General features: G+C 52.1%; 12 protein-coding genes. 3 read left to right on the top strand and 9 right to left on the bottom strand.

Annotated elements, in window-relative coordinates; translation table 11 throughout:
* Window positions 1-282: 282 nt before the first annotated feature.
* Entirely contained in the window at window positions 283-1,290 is a 1,008-nt protein-coding gene (locus EHT87_RS17695) for a sensor histidine kinase (protein WP_124907973.1), read from the bottom strand.
* Window positions 1,291-1,581: 291 nt separating this feature from the next.
* Here EHT87_RS17695 and EHT87_RS17690 point away from each other — a divergent pair, with 291 nt between their 5' ends.
* The 3 genes from EHT87_RS17690 to EHT87_RS17680 all read left to right on the top strand — a co-directional run bounded on the left by EHT87_RS17690 (window position 1,582) and on the right by EHT87_RS17680 (window position 7,026).
* Window positions 1,582-1,977: a sugar 3,4-ketoisomerase gene (locus tag EHT87_RS17690; protein WP_124907972.1), complete on the top strand. Its 396-nt coding sequence runs from the start codon at window positions 1,582-1,584 to the stop codon at window positions 1,975-1,977.
* Window positions 1,978-2,039: 62 nt separating this feature from the next.
* Complete coding sequence (gene porU2 / locus EHT87_RS17685) at window positions 2,040-5,402, top strand: putative type IX secretion system sortase PorU2 (protein ID WP_124907971.1); 3,363 nt, start codon at window positions 2,040-2,042, stop codon at window positions 5,400-5,402.
* A gap of 19 nt (window positions 5,403-5,421) precedes the next feature.
* On the top strand, window positions 5,422-7,026 hold the full coding sequence (locus EHT87_RS17680) for a capsule assembly Wzi family protein (RefSeq protein WP_124907970.1): 1,605 nt from the start codon (window positions 5,422-5,424) through the stop codon (window positions 7,024-7,026).
* A 64-nt stretch (window positions 7,027-7,090) separates the two neighbouring features.
* Here the strand turns inward: EHT87_RS17680 and EHT87_RS17675 are convergent, their stop codons facing one another.
* The 8 genes from EHT87_RS17675 to asnB are packed head-to-tail and all read right to left on the bottom strand — an operon-like array spanning window position 7,091 to window position 17,387.
* Window positions 7,091-7,450 carry a hypothetical protein gene (locus EHT87_RS17675; protein WP_124907969.1) on the bottom strand — a complete coding sequence of 120 codons (360 nt, stop codon included), beginning with the start codon at window positions 7,448-7,450 and terminating at the stop codon, window positions 7,091-7,093.
* A gap of 56 nt (window positions 7,451-7,506) precedes the next feature.
* Window positions 7,507-8,496, bottom strand: coding sequence for an MraY family glycosyltransferase (locus tag EHT87_RS17670; protein WP_124907968.1), 990 nt, complete (start codon window positions 8,494-8,496; stop codon window positions 7,507-7,509).
* Window positions 8,493-9,629, bottom strand: coding sequence for a glycosyltransferase (locus EHT87_RS17665; protein ID WP_124907967.1), 1,137 nt, complete (start codon window positions 9,627-9,629; stop codon window positions 8,493-8,495). Before EHT87_RS17665 ends, EHT87_RS17670 begins: the two co-directional genes overlap by 4 nt.
* Window positions 9,626-10,567 carry an NAD-dependent epimerase/dehydratase family protein gene (locus tag EHT87_RS17660; RefSeq protein WP_124907966.1) on the bottom strand — a complete coding sequence of 314 codons (942 nt, stop codon included), beginning with the start codon at window positions 10,565-10,567 and terminating at the stop codon, window positions 9,626-9,628. The genes EHT87_RS17665 and EHT87_RS17660 overlap by 4 nt, the downstream gene beginning before the upstream one ends.
* Window positions 10,500-11,747 carry a glycosyltransferase family 4 protein gene (locus EHT87_RS17655; RefSeq protein WP_124907965.1) on the bottom strand — a complete coding sequence of 416 codons (1,248 nt, stop codon included), beginning with the start codon at window positions 11,745-11,747 and terminating at the stop codon, window positions 10,500-10,502. Before EHT87_RS17655 ends, EHT87_RS17660 begins: the two co-directional genes overlap by 68 nt.
* Entirely contained in the window at window positions 11,744-13,303 is a 1,560-nt protein-coding gene (locus tag EHT87_RS17650) for an alginate lyase family protein (RefSeq protein WP_124907964.1), read from the bottom strand. The genes EHT87_RS17655 and EHT87_RS17650 overlap by 4 nt, the downstream gene beginning before the upstream one ends.
* Window positions 13,300-15,477: a bi-domain-containing oxidoreductase gene (locus EHT87_RS17645; protein ID WP_124907963.1), complete on the bottom strand. Its 2,178-nt coding sequence runs from the start codon at window positions 15,475-15,477 to the stop codon at window positions 13,300-13,302. The genes EHT87_RS17650 and EHT87_RS17645 overlap by 4 nt, the downstream gene beginning before the upstream one ends.
* Entirely contained in the window at window positions 15,474-17,387 is a 1,914-nt protein-coding gene (gene asnB, locus EHT87_RS17640; RefSeq protein WP_124907962.1) for an asparagine synthase (glutamine-hydrolyzing), read from the bottom strand. Before asnB ends, EHT87_RS17645 begins: the two co-directional genes overlap by 4 nt.
* Window positions 17,388-17,510: the final 123 nt, after the last annotated feature.

Genomic DNA, 17,510 nt, shown 5'->3' with positions numbered 1-17,510 from the left:
TCGGCAGGTGAAAATTGAAGTGCGTTTCATCTGTTGTTGAAAAGTGCGGTATTGATCGACCCATTCCCGAAGATGGATCCGGTCTTTCATCTGAATTTTATCACAATATCCTATGAGTTTGAAAATCAGGCGTTTTTACGTGACTCATCGGGCCGGGAAAGGTGACGGCCATTATTCAGAAAGGGATCAGGAAGCCAAACATACTATAAAAAGCCGGATGACCACGATCTTTGCCCGGCAGCTTCGGCTAGAATGACGAAGGAGGCTCCCTGGCGGGGATGATCAATGGGGAAGGGTTAGTGAAACGCTTAATCCTCCATTTTCGGGGGTTTCATACAGAACGGTCGCCTTCAGTAAGCGGGCGAAATCCCGGATTATTTCATGACCAAACTGCGTATTGAGCCCCGGCATGGCTTCTGATGTGCTGAAATAGTGGTTTATATCCTGCAATAAAGTGGGCGAAACGCCAACACCGTTATTTAACACCGTAATGATAACTTTCTGATAAGCCTGGCGGGCCTGAATGATAATAATACCGTCGTCTGTATTCTTATTGGCAGTATCGAGCAAATTCCGCAGGATGGTTTTCAACACTACCTTATCCGTATTGATTTTCATCAGGACTGGTATATCGAGTTGCAATGTATTGCCCTGCTGAAGAATATTTTCTATGTATAAATCTTCCAATTCATTGGCAATAGCCAGCAATGAATACTCTTTTAGCCGGATCCTGTAGGTATGGTCCTGGGCTGCAATCCAATACGTCATTTCTTCCGTTAAAAAGTGGATCTGTTGGGTTGAATTATTTATTTCAGTAATCAGATCGTCCAGTTCGGCGTGTGAATCGCGTTTCCAGTTTCGAAATAAATACGCCGTATTCTTGTATAAATAGCGTAGTGGTGAGCGTAAATCGTGTATTAAAATGGATATAAAACGGTCCTTTTCAGAAATAGACAGATGTAGATTTTCTTTGGAGATTTTTAATTGATCATTGTGAAGCTGCAACTCCAGAATTAATTTCTGCTGCTGTAAAATGCGCGCTTCGGCTTCCGGATTAACAGCCGGTTTTTGCCGCTGCTGATGGCGGTATTTCTTTTTAATGACAAACCAGACCAGTAAGCCTGCAAACAAAGCCGTCAGAAGAGAAAACCAGAGCGGATGATTCCAGCCAAAGCCAATTCCGGTAGATTGCCCCAAAAAAGGCTTTGCGCCCACCGATGAGCTGCCGGTTTCCCAAAAAAGCGGTAAGTACGTCATCGTGCCTGGTGGAGAAATCTGTTTATGCTCCATTTTTGGGTACACATAGCTTGTTTGCAGTCGGGAAAAACCTTCCAAACGTAAGAAGAATGCCCGCGGGGCTTTGTAGAAAAAAACGTATTTTGAACCCCCATTCGCTTTCCGCCATCGGCTCCTGCCACAAAGCCTCCCACGCCCGGACTTCCTGAAATGGATGATTTTCTACAGCATTAGTTCGAATCAATCAATTGATTTGTAACCGTACTGGCTACAGTGGCTTTTCCCGATTTTAAACTTTTTTCAGTAGGGAAACTGTAGCTAATCATTGATGAAAACGGTTTCGGCATGGCAACGTTATACACCTTAAAATCGGTAAAAGATCAAATCACTGAGCTGGAAAAATTAACCGGTCTGTCATTTCAACGATCGTACCTGATTTATAAAGTTCCTCCGGGCCAGTTACGGGGCCAGCACCGCCATCAAAACAACCATAGTATTCTCTTTTGCCTGACCGGGACCGTAACGGTTTTCGTTCAATCCGCTGGCTGTGATGCCTTTTATCACTTGAATAATCCGAACCAGGCGCTTCATTTAATCCCTTCGGACTGGAGACTCCTGTATGATTTTTCGCCGGACTGCATTGTCCTGGCTCTGGCGAGCGATCTCTATTCCAGGCTGGATTATATTTCCGAACCGTATCGTCCGGTGCTTTTACCAGACAAAGAATCTGTGTTGAATTAAGCATTGGTGTGGATTTCAGTCACCGGCTGGCGAAATCAAGGCCTTATTTTTCAGGCACTTTCATGAGAAAACAGATCGTTGGCTTACTCGTATTGCTCAGTAGTTGTAGCCTTCAGGCACAGGGCATTCGCTTTGGAAATGAATGGATTACGTACGGCCAAACCTATTACCGGATTCCGGTGACGGCGAGAGCGGTGTACCGGCTGACTACGGCTGACCTGCAAAAAGCCGGTATTCCCGTTGCGTCGGTTGATCCCACGACGTTCCAGCTTTTTCGACGTGGTGTCGAACAGGCCATTCTCGTTGCCGGCGAGTCGGACAGGAAGCTGGATGCCGCAGATTATCTGGAGTTTGTGGGCGAGGGAAATGATGGGTTGCAGGACACACTGCTGTATCGACCCATGAACTCGCAGCCACATCCCTATTACAGCATGTATTCCGATACGGCTGCTTATTTTTTGACCTGGCGCACCGACGGAAAAGCCGGTAAACGGGTGGCGGTTGTGTCGGAGCTTAAACCGGATGGCGCATCGCCGGAGTCGTACCACATGGCCGAACAGTTGCTCGTTCTGAACGGCGAAATGTCGACCAATCCGGCAACCGGTCCAACGCCTTTCGTTACCCAGTATGAAGTTTATTTTGAAGAAGGGGAGGGGTGGACCGGCCCCATGCAGCAGAAAAACGAACCCTATACCCAACGATTTAAACTGCCCGGGTGGGTCAATACCGCATTCGAAAAGCCGGAAATTGAACTTCTGCTCACGGGCAGAGATGCCAATATCCACCAGGTCGACGTCACGGTCGGGGCCGCAAACCGGTCGTTAGGGAATCTGAAATTTAACGGATTTCGGCCCATGCGGTTTTTGGCCCAATTGCAATCCGCCGACTTTTCCGTTAAAAACGAGGAGCAGCCAGCCGAACTTACGCTGAATACCGTTTCGCGCGGCCCGGGAGAATTCGATCGCTATTCCGTGAGTTACGTTCGCATTCGCTACCCGCAAACGATCACGTTGAAAAACGGTGCGCAGCAAATCCTGCGACTTTTGCCAACACCCGGCGGTCGGTCTTACCTCGAAATCCCCGATGTTCCGCCAGCTACGCGCTTTTATGACATTACCGAACCCGGCGCGGCCCGGCTGCTGGCCGGTACGCAGGAAGGGGCAACCCGTCGGCTGATGGTGCCGAATACGACCACTTCGCGTCTCATTCTGATCACGACCGATGTGGTGACACCCGCCCGTTTGGAGCGTGTCGTTTTCCGGAAATTCGATCCGGCCCAAGCAAATTACCTCATCGTTTCGCACGAACTCCTCATGAAACCGGCCGGTCAGGTGGCCGATCCGGTTCGGGCTTTTGCGGCATACCGGGCGTCGGTCAAGGGCGGGCAGTATGATACGCTGGTCGTTACCATGAAAGAGTTGTTCAACCAGTTTAGCTTTGGCGAACGCACTCCGCTGGCTACCCGCCGGTTTGCCGACTACATGCTGACGGGCGGCAGCAACAAATTTCTGTTTCTAATCGGTCGCTCGTCCGTCTACTTTCCTTTCCGGAAAAATCCCGCTCAGTATTCGCTGGATCTGGTTCCGACCATCGGCAATGTGCCCGGTTCCGACGTTTTATTGACGGCGGGGCTGGCTGGTTTTCCGGAAAATGTGCCCGCCCTGCCCACCGGACGGCTCAATACCCTTTTTCCGCAGGAGGTGTTGGATTACGGAAACAAGGTGAAAGAATTTGAAAACAACGCAGCCAACGTGCCCTGGCGCAAGGAAATTCTGCACCTGAGCGGGGGACGTTCGCCGTCGGAACTGACCGGTTTTAAAGCGATTTTGAACGAGGCAAAAACACTCGTTCAGCAGCAGTATTTGGGGTCGGAGGTAACAACGCGCTCGAAAACGACCGATGAACCCGTCGAGCGCATCGACATCAGCGACAAGGTCAACAACGGCCTTTCGATGATCACTTTTTTTGGTCACTCGTCGCCAACCGTCGCCGATCTCGACATTGGCTACGTCTCCGATCCGGTGTACGGCTACCGCAATAAAGGCCGCTACCCACTGATGTTTTTCAATGGCTGCGGACTCGGAAATATTTTTTATGGAGGTAACGTGCTGAGTACCAACTGGGTGTTGACGCCCAATCGGGGAGCTATTGCCATTCTGGCGCATTGTTTCGAAGGGTTTACCACTCCGCTGAATACGTTCACGTTGCAATTTTATAAAACGCTGTTTACGGATAGCACCTACTTTTCAAAACCGATCGGCGTTGTTCATCAGGAAACCACCCGGCGGGTGCTGGCTGCCACAAAAGATCCTTTGCAAATTGGCAATGCCAACCAGATGGTTTTGCAGGGCGACCCGGCACTCCGGCTTTTTCCGTTGCCCAAAGCCGATTTCCAGATTCAGGCTTCCGGTATTTCGCGAACCGATAATGCCGCCGATTCCGTCCGTTTGCGGGTTGTAGTGGTCAACGCCGGACGCTTCGACCAGCGGGAGCGCCTGAGTTTGACGGTTCGGAAGCGGCTGGCCGACGGCCAAATCCGGGCGTATAAAACTGTTGTGCGACCGGCGGTGGCCTTTCGGGATACGGTTTTCTACAGCTTTCGGCCTGAACTGGATGCCACTGGGCCAACCCGGCACGAGCTGGTTCTGGATGGCGATGATCAGGTGAGTGAACTGGACGAAACCAATAACCTGCTGGTTTTTACGGTTGCAAAAACCAATGATTCCTATACACTCGTTCTGCCCGATTCCAGCCAGCGTTTCCCGCCCGATCTTTTCAATCCATTGCTGGATGTTACGTTTGACGGCACCCGGATTGCCAACGGTTCGCTGGTGTCACCCAACCCAACCATTCGGCTGGTCGTGCAGGACGAAGACGTGTACCGCATTCGCCGGGATACGGTCGGGATTGATCTGTTGCTACGAAAACCCTGCGAGAAATGCGGTTTCGAGCGCATCGTATTGGGCAATTCCGACGTAAGCTGGATACCTGCCACGGCCGACAACCGGTTTACAATCAACTATCTACCGAAAAGTCTGGCGGATGGCCTATATACGTTGCGAGTTCAGGCTACGGATGTTAGTGGAAACAAAGCCGGAAGTAGTCCGTATGAAATTACGTTTCGGGTCAAAAACGACGATAGCTTGTCGGCCGTCCGGCCCGTACCGAACCCCTTTTGGGCCTACACCCGGTTTCAGCTTACCATCACCGGAAAGGAGTCGCCGGGCGACGGGCAGTTGTTGATTCGCAACCTCAACGGGCAGCTGGTTCGAACACTCCGGCAACCACTCCGAATCGGAGAAAATGGATTTTACTGGGATGGTACCGATCAGGGTGGCGTCACCTTGCCGAATGGTTTGTACGTATTTCGGTTCGAACGGGGTGATGGGCGACACTGGCAGGGGCGGGTTCTATTAAACCGGTGAGGGAGTAATTCAACGAGCCATGATTGACCTGATTTGCGCATACCGAACAACTTTCCTGCTGACGCTCATCGGTCTGGTCATCGCCCGTTTACCGTCTCATGCCCAAACATACGTAGCCGATTCGACACACCGGACGCAAACCGCCGAAATAGAACGCGTCGATCTGGAAAAAAGAGAACTTCGCATTTTTGCCGAAACCGCCCTCTCGGCCAGTACCGCCAAACAAACGCCATTCTGGCTGCGCACCAATCAATCCGGAACCGTCCCGACGGCTTCGCCATTTGGCGCCATCCGGGGCGGAATAACCGCCAACTACCTGTATGACATTACTAAACCGGTCGATTTAATAAAAAATAACCGGAAACTAACCGGCTGGGGCTATGGCCTTGAAGTCGTTGCCAATGGAAGTCGAAAATCGGCATTTTTACTACCGGAAGCCTACGTGAAAGGTCGGCTTTGGGGGCTGGAACTGATGGTGGGCCGTCGCAGGGAAGTGATCGGTCTGGCGGATTCAACGCTGGGAACGGGTCCTTACATCTGGTCGGGAAATGCCATGCCGATGCCTAAAATCCAGATTTCGCTGGCAGACTATACGCCAATTGGCTTCACAAAAGGCATTCTTTCCTTTCGGGGTCTGTATGCCCACGGCTGGTTTGGCAACCGGGGCGTGGTAACCCATTCGTATCTGCATCAAAAAGCCTTGTATGGACGGCTGGGGAAAGCCAGCTGGCCGGTCAGATTTTACGCCGGTTTTAATCACCAGGTGCAATGGGCGGGTCGGAGCGATGTCGTTACCAATGAAAATCAGATCAAAAACGGGCGATTCCCGACCGGTTTCAGTAATTACCTCAATGCCATCCTGGGTACCTCTCTGGCCGCGCGTGGCGATAACATCGATACCACCCTATTCAGCAAAGCCGATCGGGGAAACCGCGTCGGCAATCACCTCGGAACGCTCGATGTCGGATTTGAAATCAACGTGAAGCGGTTTTCCCTGCTGGTGTATCGTCAAAATATTTACGATGACGGTTCCTTATTTTACCTCACCAATATTGCCGATGGGTTGAATGGCATTCGATTCCGGAATAACCGCCCGGCGGCCCGGCAATTTCAGATTCATACCGCCGTAGTGGAATTCCTGAATACGGAGAGCCAGGGTGGAGCTACATTTGGCGACCTCGACAAAGAACGCGGGGCCGATAATTACTTCAACCACACCCAATATCTCGATGGCTGGTCGTATCTGGGACGAACCATCGGAACCCCTTTTATCCCGCCAACCGACGATACCCGTTCGGATTTGCCGCGTTCGCAGACGATTACGAATTACTTATTTACCAATAACAACCGCGTCAAGGTATTTCACCTGGGGCTGTCGGGTCGCTGGCATCAGCAGTATAGCTTTCAACTCAAATGCTCAATGAGTCAGAATCTGGGTATATACGGGCGCCCGTTTCCGAACGTCATCCATCAGTTTTCATCCATCTTGACGCTGGGTTTCCCACCCTTCAGGTATGGAATGCAGCCAACCGTTTCGGTGGCCAGTGACCACGGCAAGCTGTTTCCGAACAGCACCGGTTTTCAAATCAGTCTGCGAAAAACCTGGGATGTTTCCCATCCCTGAAATCCGGACAACGGTCGCTCGTGTGCCGCGAATACCAGCCCTCGAAATTTACCGTAGTTTGGCTTTATGGAGCATCGACATCGATCTCTAAATGGCCCGACTTGGCCGTAATCGGTTGATAAACAATCGAAAATTGCTGGTAGGTAAACGCTCTGGAAAGCCCTTTTTTGATATAGCCTTTATTGAGTTTGATCGTATAGAAGTCGTCAATAATACCGGGTCCATTCGGAATGTAAACCAGGGCTTTTCCGTCCAGATACCCTTTTACATACACTTTTACCAGCGGATCGATCATGGGAATAGGGGAGGATTTCTTTACGATAAATGTCTGCTTTTCACTGACATCATCAACCCAGAAACTGCGATCCGCACAACCACCCAGCAGACTTATAAACACCAGTATGAAATATTTTTTTAGTTTCATTTGAAATACGGTCAACAAAAAACTGAAACCTATCCGGCGATCTTACCGGAGCTGACTCAAACCGGATACGCGGGTATAATCTGATTTTTTCGACTGAGCAACCGGCTTTTAATGATACTGTAGACCAGCACCAAAACCGCTAGCAGGGCACTACTACCATACAACTGGGTGAGCCCATCCCATTGAACCAGCCAGATCACATACCCATTGATCAGGGATTGCAACAGGGCATAAAGGCCGGCAACTCGCAAATGCGACCATTTTAACTGATGCACCAGCAATTGAAACAAGTGTAGTTTGTGCGCGCGGAATATGTTTTCGCCCAGCCACAGCCGGTACAAAATGGTCATGACACTATCGATGCCATACACCGTCAGCAGCAGTAGATACGTGACCGAACCAGTCTCGTGCATGAGTCCGATGAGCAGGGAAATCACGATAAACGCCATCGACACGCTGCCAACATCACCCGCAAAACACAAAGCGTTCCGACGGGCGTTGAAGAACGCAAAAATAATCAGCCCAATGACCGAGAACAGCAACAAAGTTGGTTCGGTAAATGGAATAATGAAGTGGTTGATAATCAGAAGAGTAGCTACGGTTACGAAACTGTAAAAAACCGTAATTCCATTGATTCCATCCATGAAATTATACGCGTTCAATACTCCGCAGGCAAAAATCAGTCCCGGGATCAACCACCAGTTTAGCTCCGGCCACAGACCGCTTTGCAGGAACAGCAGCCCCAGGCTTACCAACTGAACGAAGAACCGGAAGCGGTTGGAAATGGACGAAATGTCGTCCAGAAAACTGATGAAAGCCACCAGTGTCAGCCCCGCAAAAAAGATCGGCGCTGCGAAGTCAGTGGCCACAAAGGCGAAAAATGCAGCCAGCCAGAAAATAATACCGCCCCCCCGAACCGTCAGGGCACTGTGAGAACTGCGGTGGTTTGGTGTGTCGACAATGCGGTAGTGGGTTGCCAAACGCAGATACAACACTTCGGCACTGAGCAACAAAAGGGCTACACTACCATACATAATCCAGTTCATGATGCAGACGGAGAAAGGAGTAATTGGTATAGATTCAGCAATTTAGGTTGTTCGCTCGCCCAGTTGTAAGTGGTTTCGGCGGCTTTCCGTCCGCGTTTACCCATCTGTTCGGCCTCCAGCGGATGGTCGATCAAATACCGCAAATGGGCTGCCAGAGCAGCCGGATCGGCGGGATCGATGCAGAAACCGCATTGATTGTCTTCTACAACAGCGCGATACAGTGGAAAATTGGCCGTGATAACGGGCAGGCCAAGGCCCATGTATTCAAACATTTTGGTGGTATACGATTCCGGATAATCTCCAATCGGCTTCAATAAGGCCAAGCCCGCCACCGATTTTGCCGCAAAACTAAACGCTTTGGCCTGGTCGGTATAGCCGTAAAAAATGAGATTGTCTTTGATGAGATGGTAGGCCGGCAGTGCTTCCAGATCCTGGTCGGTGAAGGAACGATGGCCGAAAAGATGCACCTTGAAATCCGGATGAGATGACTTTAAGAGTGCCAGACCGTCCAGTAAGGTAACAATGGAGCGCTCAAAACTCAGCCAGCCAATGTAGAAAAATTCGACCGGATCGCACGTCCGGCGGTAGGATTGCCGGAACGGATCGAGAAACGACAACAAGGGATAATTATAAATAACGGCATGCGGTTTAGAGAGATTCGTGTAGGTGGTCAGGTAGCCATGTTCGGTAAATACCAAGGAAAAATGCCGACGGGCCAGTTGGTCAAAAATCTGAAACGCGCCTGCCAGCAACCAGCCCCGGTTGTGCCGTTTTAAATGAATTTTTTTATGCAGATTCTCCTGAACTTCGTAAATGACGGACGTGCCCAACAGCCGGTACAAATACGCAAAAGGCAGAAATTCAGGCGAATAGATGTGCAGCAAGGCCGGGCGGAGGAAATACGTTTTCCAGAGTATGAGCGGACAGGTAATTAAAAACCGCAGGACAACGTGTTTGAAATAAGGTAGTTTAATGAAGTGCACCGTTGGTAAAACCGTTGGGTCGGCTTTTGGAACCGCGCAATAGACGTCGTAGTGGGCAGCTAGAACGGGCAAATATTTATACATAATGCGCGGGTCGTAGGGGGGATGAGCCGTGCTGATGTGTAAAATCCGTTGTCGCTTTTGATTCATGAGTACTGATTAAATCCACTAACAGGCTGCGGACGCCACCCCAGTTCTTGCCGGGCCCGCTGGTCCGAAAAAGTCAGCGAACCCGTTATTTTGGTCAAAGCAATCGAATCAAACGGAAACCGCCGTCCAATCAGGAAAGTAAGGCCGTCTCCCAGCCGGGCCAGTAACCGGGCCAGGCCGAACGGAATGGTTGGAATGGGCCGGTTGCCGGTTTGTTGGGCAATGGCGTCGCCTAATTCCCGCACCGACGGATGAATACCGTCGGTCAGGTTATAAATGCCCCCGAGTTGGGCCGCTCCCGGAATAAGCCGGGCCACATCTTCGGCCAGCACCATGCTCCGGCGGGCCGAGCCGGAACCGATATGAACGTAACGTCCGCGCCGGATGGCCCGAACCAGCTTTCCTAAATTACCGGGTGCATTGGCACCGACGATCAATGGTAACCGCAAAATGAGGCAGCGAATGCCCCGTTCCTGGCACCAGTGTTGCACCAGCTGCTCGGCCTGGATCTTACTTTCGGCATAAGGCGATTTGCCCAGCAAAGCTACTTCTTCGGTGATATTTTCTCCCGTTTCGCACCCATAAACCGCCACGGTACTGATCAGCACGAAAGAACTCGGTAGGGTTTTCAACTGGTCAAGGGCCTCAAGCAAGCGGAGTGTTCCGTCCCGGTTGATCCTAAAAAAAGCCTGTGATTCCTGCTCGTTGCGCGGTACCGTATGCGCTTTTCCGGCCGCGTGAACCACCAGATCAATCGATTTGCCGGACAGATCGGGGGATTGACTGGCCAGATCACAGATCACATCGCCTGCCGTTCGACCCAGCCCTAAAACCCGGTATCCGGTTTCCGTCAAACCCTGCGCCAGATACTTACCCAGAAATCCATTGGGCCCGGTCAGTAACGCCGTCGGTGGATAAACGCTTGGATTGGCAGACATTGGATAAAGCCGTTAAATAGTCGGTCGCTAATTGGTTCTTATCGAATAACCGTCGGGCTACGGCCGACGCCCGTTGGCTCATGGCGGGACGCCAATGGGCGTCGTCGGCCAGTTTGATGAGCAGATCCGCGAGAGCAGCGGGCTCATCCGAACTGAACGTAAAACCGCACTGGTGTTCATCCAGGAAGTGTTTTATCCAGCCGTCCGTCGTTTGGATAACGGGAATTCCGGCGGCTAGGGCTTCCATCAGTTTGTTGGGCGACGAGGTGTCCAGCAGCGGTGCGCGTTTCAACGGCACAATGGCTAACCAGGCCCGTTGAACATAGGCAACCAGTTCATTTTTAGGCATCAAGTCGTATAAAAAGAAATTTGGCAGCGCGTCCTGCCGCTGTCGGCTCGCCAATTCCTGCTTCAATTGCCCGTCGCCAATGAGCACTACGGCGATGTCGGGCCGGTGGCGCAGGGCTTTTGCGGTTTCATACAGGAGCGTCGAATTGTTGACGGCTCCGATATTTCCTGTGTAAATAACAACCTTTTTGCCAGACAAAGAATCAGGTAGCTGAACATCCGCTATGGGCGTGCCGAATAAATCCAGATTGGTGGCATTGGGTACGGAAATGCTGTGTTTGAAACCGTAGCGCCGGGCAATGTTTTGCTGAATGCCCGGTGACAGGCCAACGATCAAATGGGCCGACCGGTAGCACTGGCGTTCAAACCAGTAAGCGAGTTTCTGGGCGTATTGATTCGGCAACGCTCCCATAAGAATGGCCGTGTCGGGCCACAAATCCCGGGCTTCAAACACCAGTTTCCGCCCCCGCAGATACCGGGCGACCAACCCCGGAATGCCCACGGTAATGGGCCCGGAAGAAGCCACCACCACGTCGGCGGGTAAGGTTAGCGCGTACCAGCTCGACCAGACGGCAAAGCACAAAAACGTCCAGATTCGCCGGAGTGTCGACTGTTTATTGTCGATTTGCAGGTTTAGAATCTTGACCCGAATACCGTCAATGGTCTGTTCTTCCGTCCAGCGGCTGGCTTTCAGATCCGACTTGGCGTAAATGCTGGTGACAACGGTAACCGAATGACCTTTTTCAGTCCATTCTTTGGCAAAATCGTACACGCGGGTTCCCCAGGAACCCTTTGGCGTTGAGAAATATTGGTAGAAATAGACAATTTTCATTCCGCACAGGTAATTATCGTCCGTAACGTTTTTCTAAACTGAACTTCGATCACCAGCGTCGGCAGAAGCTGGTTAAATTGACGGGCAACCTGAACCGCTTTCTGGCTGATCGCCAACGCGTTTTGCCATTCTATTTTTCCCCAGACAAACAGAATCCGGTTCCGTTTGATGGCCAGCGGTTGCATTCCGGGTGCCAGATGAAACCGGGCTACGGCGGTTTGCTCTCCCCGGATGGAATCGACGATTAAAAGTTGATCGGGGGACGTAACCCATTGACGTTCATGCTGAATATTCAGCTGCCGATAACCGTCGTGTTGCGCCCGCAAGTGGTCGGGAGCGTCGTCAAGCAGGGTAACCCGGGCCCGCCTACCCACCCGAAAACTGCCCCAAACTTCCGACGAGTCGGTTTCGGCGATCTGAACGGTGTTGTGGGCCGTAGTGCTGCGTTCCCATTGTCGCCGGGCATTCGTTTCGTACGAAGACGTACCGGTATCCACGATCACCGGTCGACCGTGTACGTGGAGCACGAACGTAAACGTATCGGCGTGGGCATGCCCGGGCTGATAGGCGGGTCCAATGGATCCGACTGTCGCCACGACTTCGTAATTCGGCGTTTGAAATTGACGAAATCTGCTGTCTGATAAAGTGATGGTGTCCGGTTTAATTCCGATGGATTCGGCTTTGGCCATGAGCTGGCATGTCGTGGGTGCAATTCCTTCGGCAGCATCATTCATCAAGGGAATCTCACCGTTCGAAAAAGTCATGGTGTGTAGCCAGCCCAGCATCCGCCGGGCCATGCGCTCCAGAAAAGTATCGGCGTCGTGATCACGGTGCCAGGTGTCTTTCCGGAGCGCACGACAGGTATCGAGCAGCCGGTCCAGAAGAATCTGGTGGTACATCGGACTGCGTTCGTAATGTCCTCCATCCGCAAATAATTGCTCATTTAGTTCCTGCCTGACCAGGAGAATGGCGTTTTGGTAGAGGTCACGATCTTGAAAATACAGGGATCCAATCAGCAACGCAAATCCGTTTTCCAGCAGATGATTACCCAGCAGATGGTATTCCAGCCGGTTTTGCAACAGCCTGACTTGCGCCCGGAGATGTGAGTCGATGTCTGGTAACCGCAATTGGTAGTAGGATAGAAACCGGACCCAGTTGATGATTCGCAGCGACGTCGGATAAGGCTCCAGCCCACCCTTCAAGGTTGCCGTTTTACGCATAAAATCATGAATCAGACCAACGCCCTGGTCAATCGCAAAACCAGGTTGGTTCAGAAAATCGAAGTAGTTGAGGTTGTATTGCCACAGCTTGCCATTTTGGGCGTAATTCCAGTCCACCCCGGTGGAAAATGAGACCGGCTGATTGAGAAACGTGAACGTCTGGCCATCGAGGCTCTGCGGTTTATCGGGCGCGGTAAATTCTAGCCAGCTGGTCGCCACCGGCGGGGTATCAACCGGCAAAGACGGTTGGGGCCGCAGCCGGTTGATGGCCTGATAAATAAGCTGTTGGGCTTTCAAGTGCCGGACTGTGTCCCAATAGAGTCGCCAGCTTTTCATACGGTAGGAGCGTGAACAGTCAATGGCGTAACGTCTATTCCAGCGGCTACATCGACCCAGCGCCTAGTTTTGAGGCTTTGCAAAGCGGCCAGCAGCGTACGGGTTGTATTCACCAGTTCCTCGAACGGGATGAGTGGCTCTCCACCGGTGCGAACCTGCTCCACCAGCCGTTGAAACTGGGCTTTATGGCCCTTGTCCTGGCGCGTCGACCAATCGGAAAACCCTTTGAAACCGTAGCCTTTCAGTGTTCGGAAGTTGTCCAGAACCAGCGTTCGTTCCTGCGAATACACCTCAAATCGCTCCTTCGCGTAGGCTTTGCTCCCGTTGGCAAAATAATTGATGACGCCGGTCGAACCGTTTTCATAGCGCAGCAGGAGGGAGGCCGAATCGCCCGTTTCGGCCGGTTGCCGGCCCATGGCATTCATGCAAACCGCCACCACGCGGCTGCCGGTCAGAAACGTAATCAGATCGACGTAGTGACAGGCTTCTCCCGGAATTCGCCCGCCCCCCACAGCCCGGTCGTGAACCCAGGAATTGGCCGGAATGAAACCCGCATTCATCGTGGCGATGATGTTCATCGGTACATCGCCCGAAGCTGCTCCACCCAGCAACGTTTTCATTTTCTGAGCGTGGGGCGAAAACCGGCGGTTGAAGCCCACCAGAACCGTTTTTTCGGTTTGCTGATGAATCTCCACCAGTTGTTCCAGTTCATCTTCGTAAATAGCCAGCGGCTTTTCGACAAAAACGTGTTTGCCCGCCAGCAAGGCTTCCCGAGTCATCCGGGCGTGCTGCTGGTGGCGCGTGGTGATGACCACCAGATTAATATCCGGATCCGTCAATACTTCCCGGTAATCGGTGGTACTGAGTGCAATACCATATTTTTTTGCTAATAACGTCCCGTTCAGCCCGTTGGCGCTGGCAATGGTTTTTAGCTGAACACCGGTTTCTTTCAGGGCGGGTAACAGGACGGCGCTGGTGAAATTTCCGGCACCGATCAACCCGATAACGGGCTTGCTGACTCCTTCATAACGGCCTTCACGCAGTTGAACCACCGGTTTTAGATTCAGTTGTTCGGGGTAACTCAGCAGGGAAGCAATCGAAGCCGAATGAGAAATGGTGTTGTAAATCCGTTCAAAATTCCCGAGTGGTACCACTTCGGTGATCAGCGGTTTGACGTTCAGCTGACCCGATTCCAGGAGTTGCAGAATCGTTTGAAAATTCCGGTTTTGTGTCCAGCGAACGAACGGTAAGGGATAATCAGAGCCCTGCTGTTCATAGGATTCATCATAACGCCCTGGTCCATAGGAACAGGACACCTGGAATGTTAGCTCTTTCTCGTAGAATTCGGCCCGGCTCAGATTCAGGCCGATGACGCCCACCAGCACAATGCGGCCGCGTTTGCGACTCATGCGGGCGGCCTGCGAGATCAACTCATCGCTTTTGGCTGATGCTGTAATGACAACACCGTCCGCGCCAACGCCTTGAGTGAGCGCCAGTACGGCTTTTACCGGATCCGTTCCACCCGCCGGATTGAGCGCGATAACGCCCCGATTTCGGGCCAGTTCCAGTTTCCTTTCGTCCACATCCAGCCCAATTACCCGGCAACCATTCAACCGGAGCAGTTCCACCGTGAGTAAACCGATCAATCCCAGCCCGACTACGACGACGGTTTCGCCCAGCGTCGGATTCAGTAACCGGACGCCCTGCAACCCAATGGAACCAATCACAGTAAAAACGGCTTCGTCGTCGCTGACGCCATCGGGAACCCGCGCCACCAGGTTTCGGGGCACACAAACCACCTCGGCATGATGCCCGTTGGAGGCAACCCGGTCGCCAATAGCCAGATCGGTAACGCCTTCACCCACGGCCACGACCTGTCCGACGTTGCAATAGCCCAGTGGCAACGGTTGATCCAGTTTATTGAAAACCGTTTCCAGCGTCGGAATCAGGCCATCGGTCCGGATTTTCTCCAGAACCTGTTTCACGCGGTCGGGCTGCTGGCGGGCTTTGGAAATCAGGCTTCCCCGGCTAAATTCCACCAGCATGCGCTCGGTGCCGAGCGAAACCAGCGTTTTTCGCGTCTGAATAAGTACCTGTCCGCGCCGAACCTGCGGGGCGGGTACGTCTTCCAGCAACGTATTTCCGGTTTTAAGGTGCAGAATAAGTTGTTTCATAGAGTAGAATGGCCGGAATCTACAAATTGTCGAAACCACGACTCGATCGCCATCAAGCCCCAGATCGAATACGTCGCATCGAGTTTCCCGTTTTGATTGTCCCGAATTAATTGATGCACCGCAACCGGATCAAAAATGCCGCGTTGCCGCAGGCTCTCTTCGGAGAGGTAGCACTTGAGCATTTCATTGAGCTGCCCGGACCGCAGCCAGTCGCGCAGGGGCGTTCCGAAGCCGGTTTTCGGGCGATAAATGACCGCCGATGGCAAATACCGCTCCGCTACTTTTCGGAGTAAATATTTCGTTGTTCGCCCGTGCATCTTCAGCGATGGCGGTAATTTTGTACTGAATTCAACCAGCTCCGTATCCAGAAAAGGCACGCGGGTTTCGACACCGACGGCCATGCTCATTTTATCCGTATAATTCAAATTGTGGTCCGGTAAAAAGTAAGATAACTCCCAGAACAGCAATTGATTGAGCAGGCTTTTTTCGTTCGGAATCCGTTCGAGGGCGGTTAATAACTGGTGGCGGGGCTGATGATCGTGCAAGGTGTGCCCAATCGTGCGTTCAAACAGCTTGTGGTTGGTGGCAATAGGGAGCCGGGCAAAATAATCGGCCATTCGCTCCTGTTGCGGCTGGCCCATACCGGCCGTTAATTTTCGAAGCCGGCGCAGCAGCGGGGCATCGTTGGCGCCGAGGTTGATCGTTCGGTTCAGCAAGCGGCCCACCACAGGCGGTATTTTGTTCAGAAACGGCTCCATCGTTAATGCCTGATGGCGTCGGTAGCCCGAAAAAACATCGTCGCCCGCCGTTCCGCCCAGTAAAACCGTATGCCCGTTTTTGCGAGCTTCCCGACAGATATTCAGGACATTAAACGGGGCGGTATCGGCCTGAGGCTCATCGAGGTGATAAATCATGCGGTCAAAATCGCGGACAATATCCACGTCCGCATCCACTTCCACCAGATCGATATTCAGATGGGCTGCCACCTGCCGCGCATAGGGAAGATCATTTTCGAACCCTTCAAATTTTCCGTGCCGGAAAGCGGTTCGGATGGTGTAGCCGGTCAGTCGTTCCTGCGGGTGTGCCCGCTTTGCCATCGCCATGATCAGGCTCGAATCAAGCCCGCCGGACAGAAAAAATGCCAGGGGAACGTCCGACTGCAACTGCCGTTTCACCGCCGTAAAAAGCCGCTCATCGAGTTCTTCCAGCAACTGCGATTCCGACTGTTCCGAATAGGTACCTCTGAAGGGAAGATCGTAATACCGTTTGATGCTGATCGCTTGCGGTTCATCGATCGGCAGGTGGATATAATGGCCCGGAAGCAGCTTGCTGACGTACTGAAAGGGCGTCTGCATGCCGGGCGAATACAGAAAATGCAGGTAGTTGACGAGCGCCGGATAGTCGATACTTTTGTCGACACCGGGATAGGCGGCAATGGTTTTTAGTTCGGAACTAAAGAGCAGCAACCCGTCTTTTTGGTAATAATACAGCGGTTTTACCCCAAACTGATCCCGAACCAGCACCAATTCGCGCGTGACGGTGTCGAAAATGGCACAGGCAAAAATACCGTTCAGCTTTTTGAAAACCGCCGTTCCGTACGCGGCAAAACCGTACAGGAGGGTTTCGGTATCCGACGTCGACCGAAAAACATACCGGTCGGTCAGGGTAGCGCGAAGATCGTGGTGGTTGTAGATTTCGCCGTTAAAAATGATGACATAGCGGCCATCGGCGGTTTGCATCGGCTGTTTTCCGTTCGGCGACAGATCCAGGATTGCCAGACGCGTATGGGCCAGTTGAATACCCGGTGCGTTAAAAATACCTTCCCCGTCCGGCCCCCGGTGACGGATGGTCGATCGGAGGTCGACTGACGACGCGACAGATGCGCTTACGATGCCTGCAATGCCACACATGCTACGCAGGTGATGAGGGTTGATAACTCATTAATCATTGTGCTGAATTTCAATAGTTTGCGTTGAGTTATGAACCTTGAATTGATTTTGTTAACTGAATTGGTAGAATCTGAGATTATACAT

This window comes from Larkinella knui, assembly GCF_003858645.1.
GTDB lineage: Bacteria > Bacteroidota > Bacteroidia > Cytophagales > Spirosomataceae > Larkinella > Larkinella knui.
Note: the sequence above shows the minus strand (reverse complement) of the source record. Positions and strands in the feature narration are given on the sequence as shown.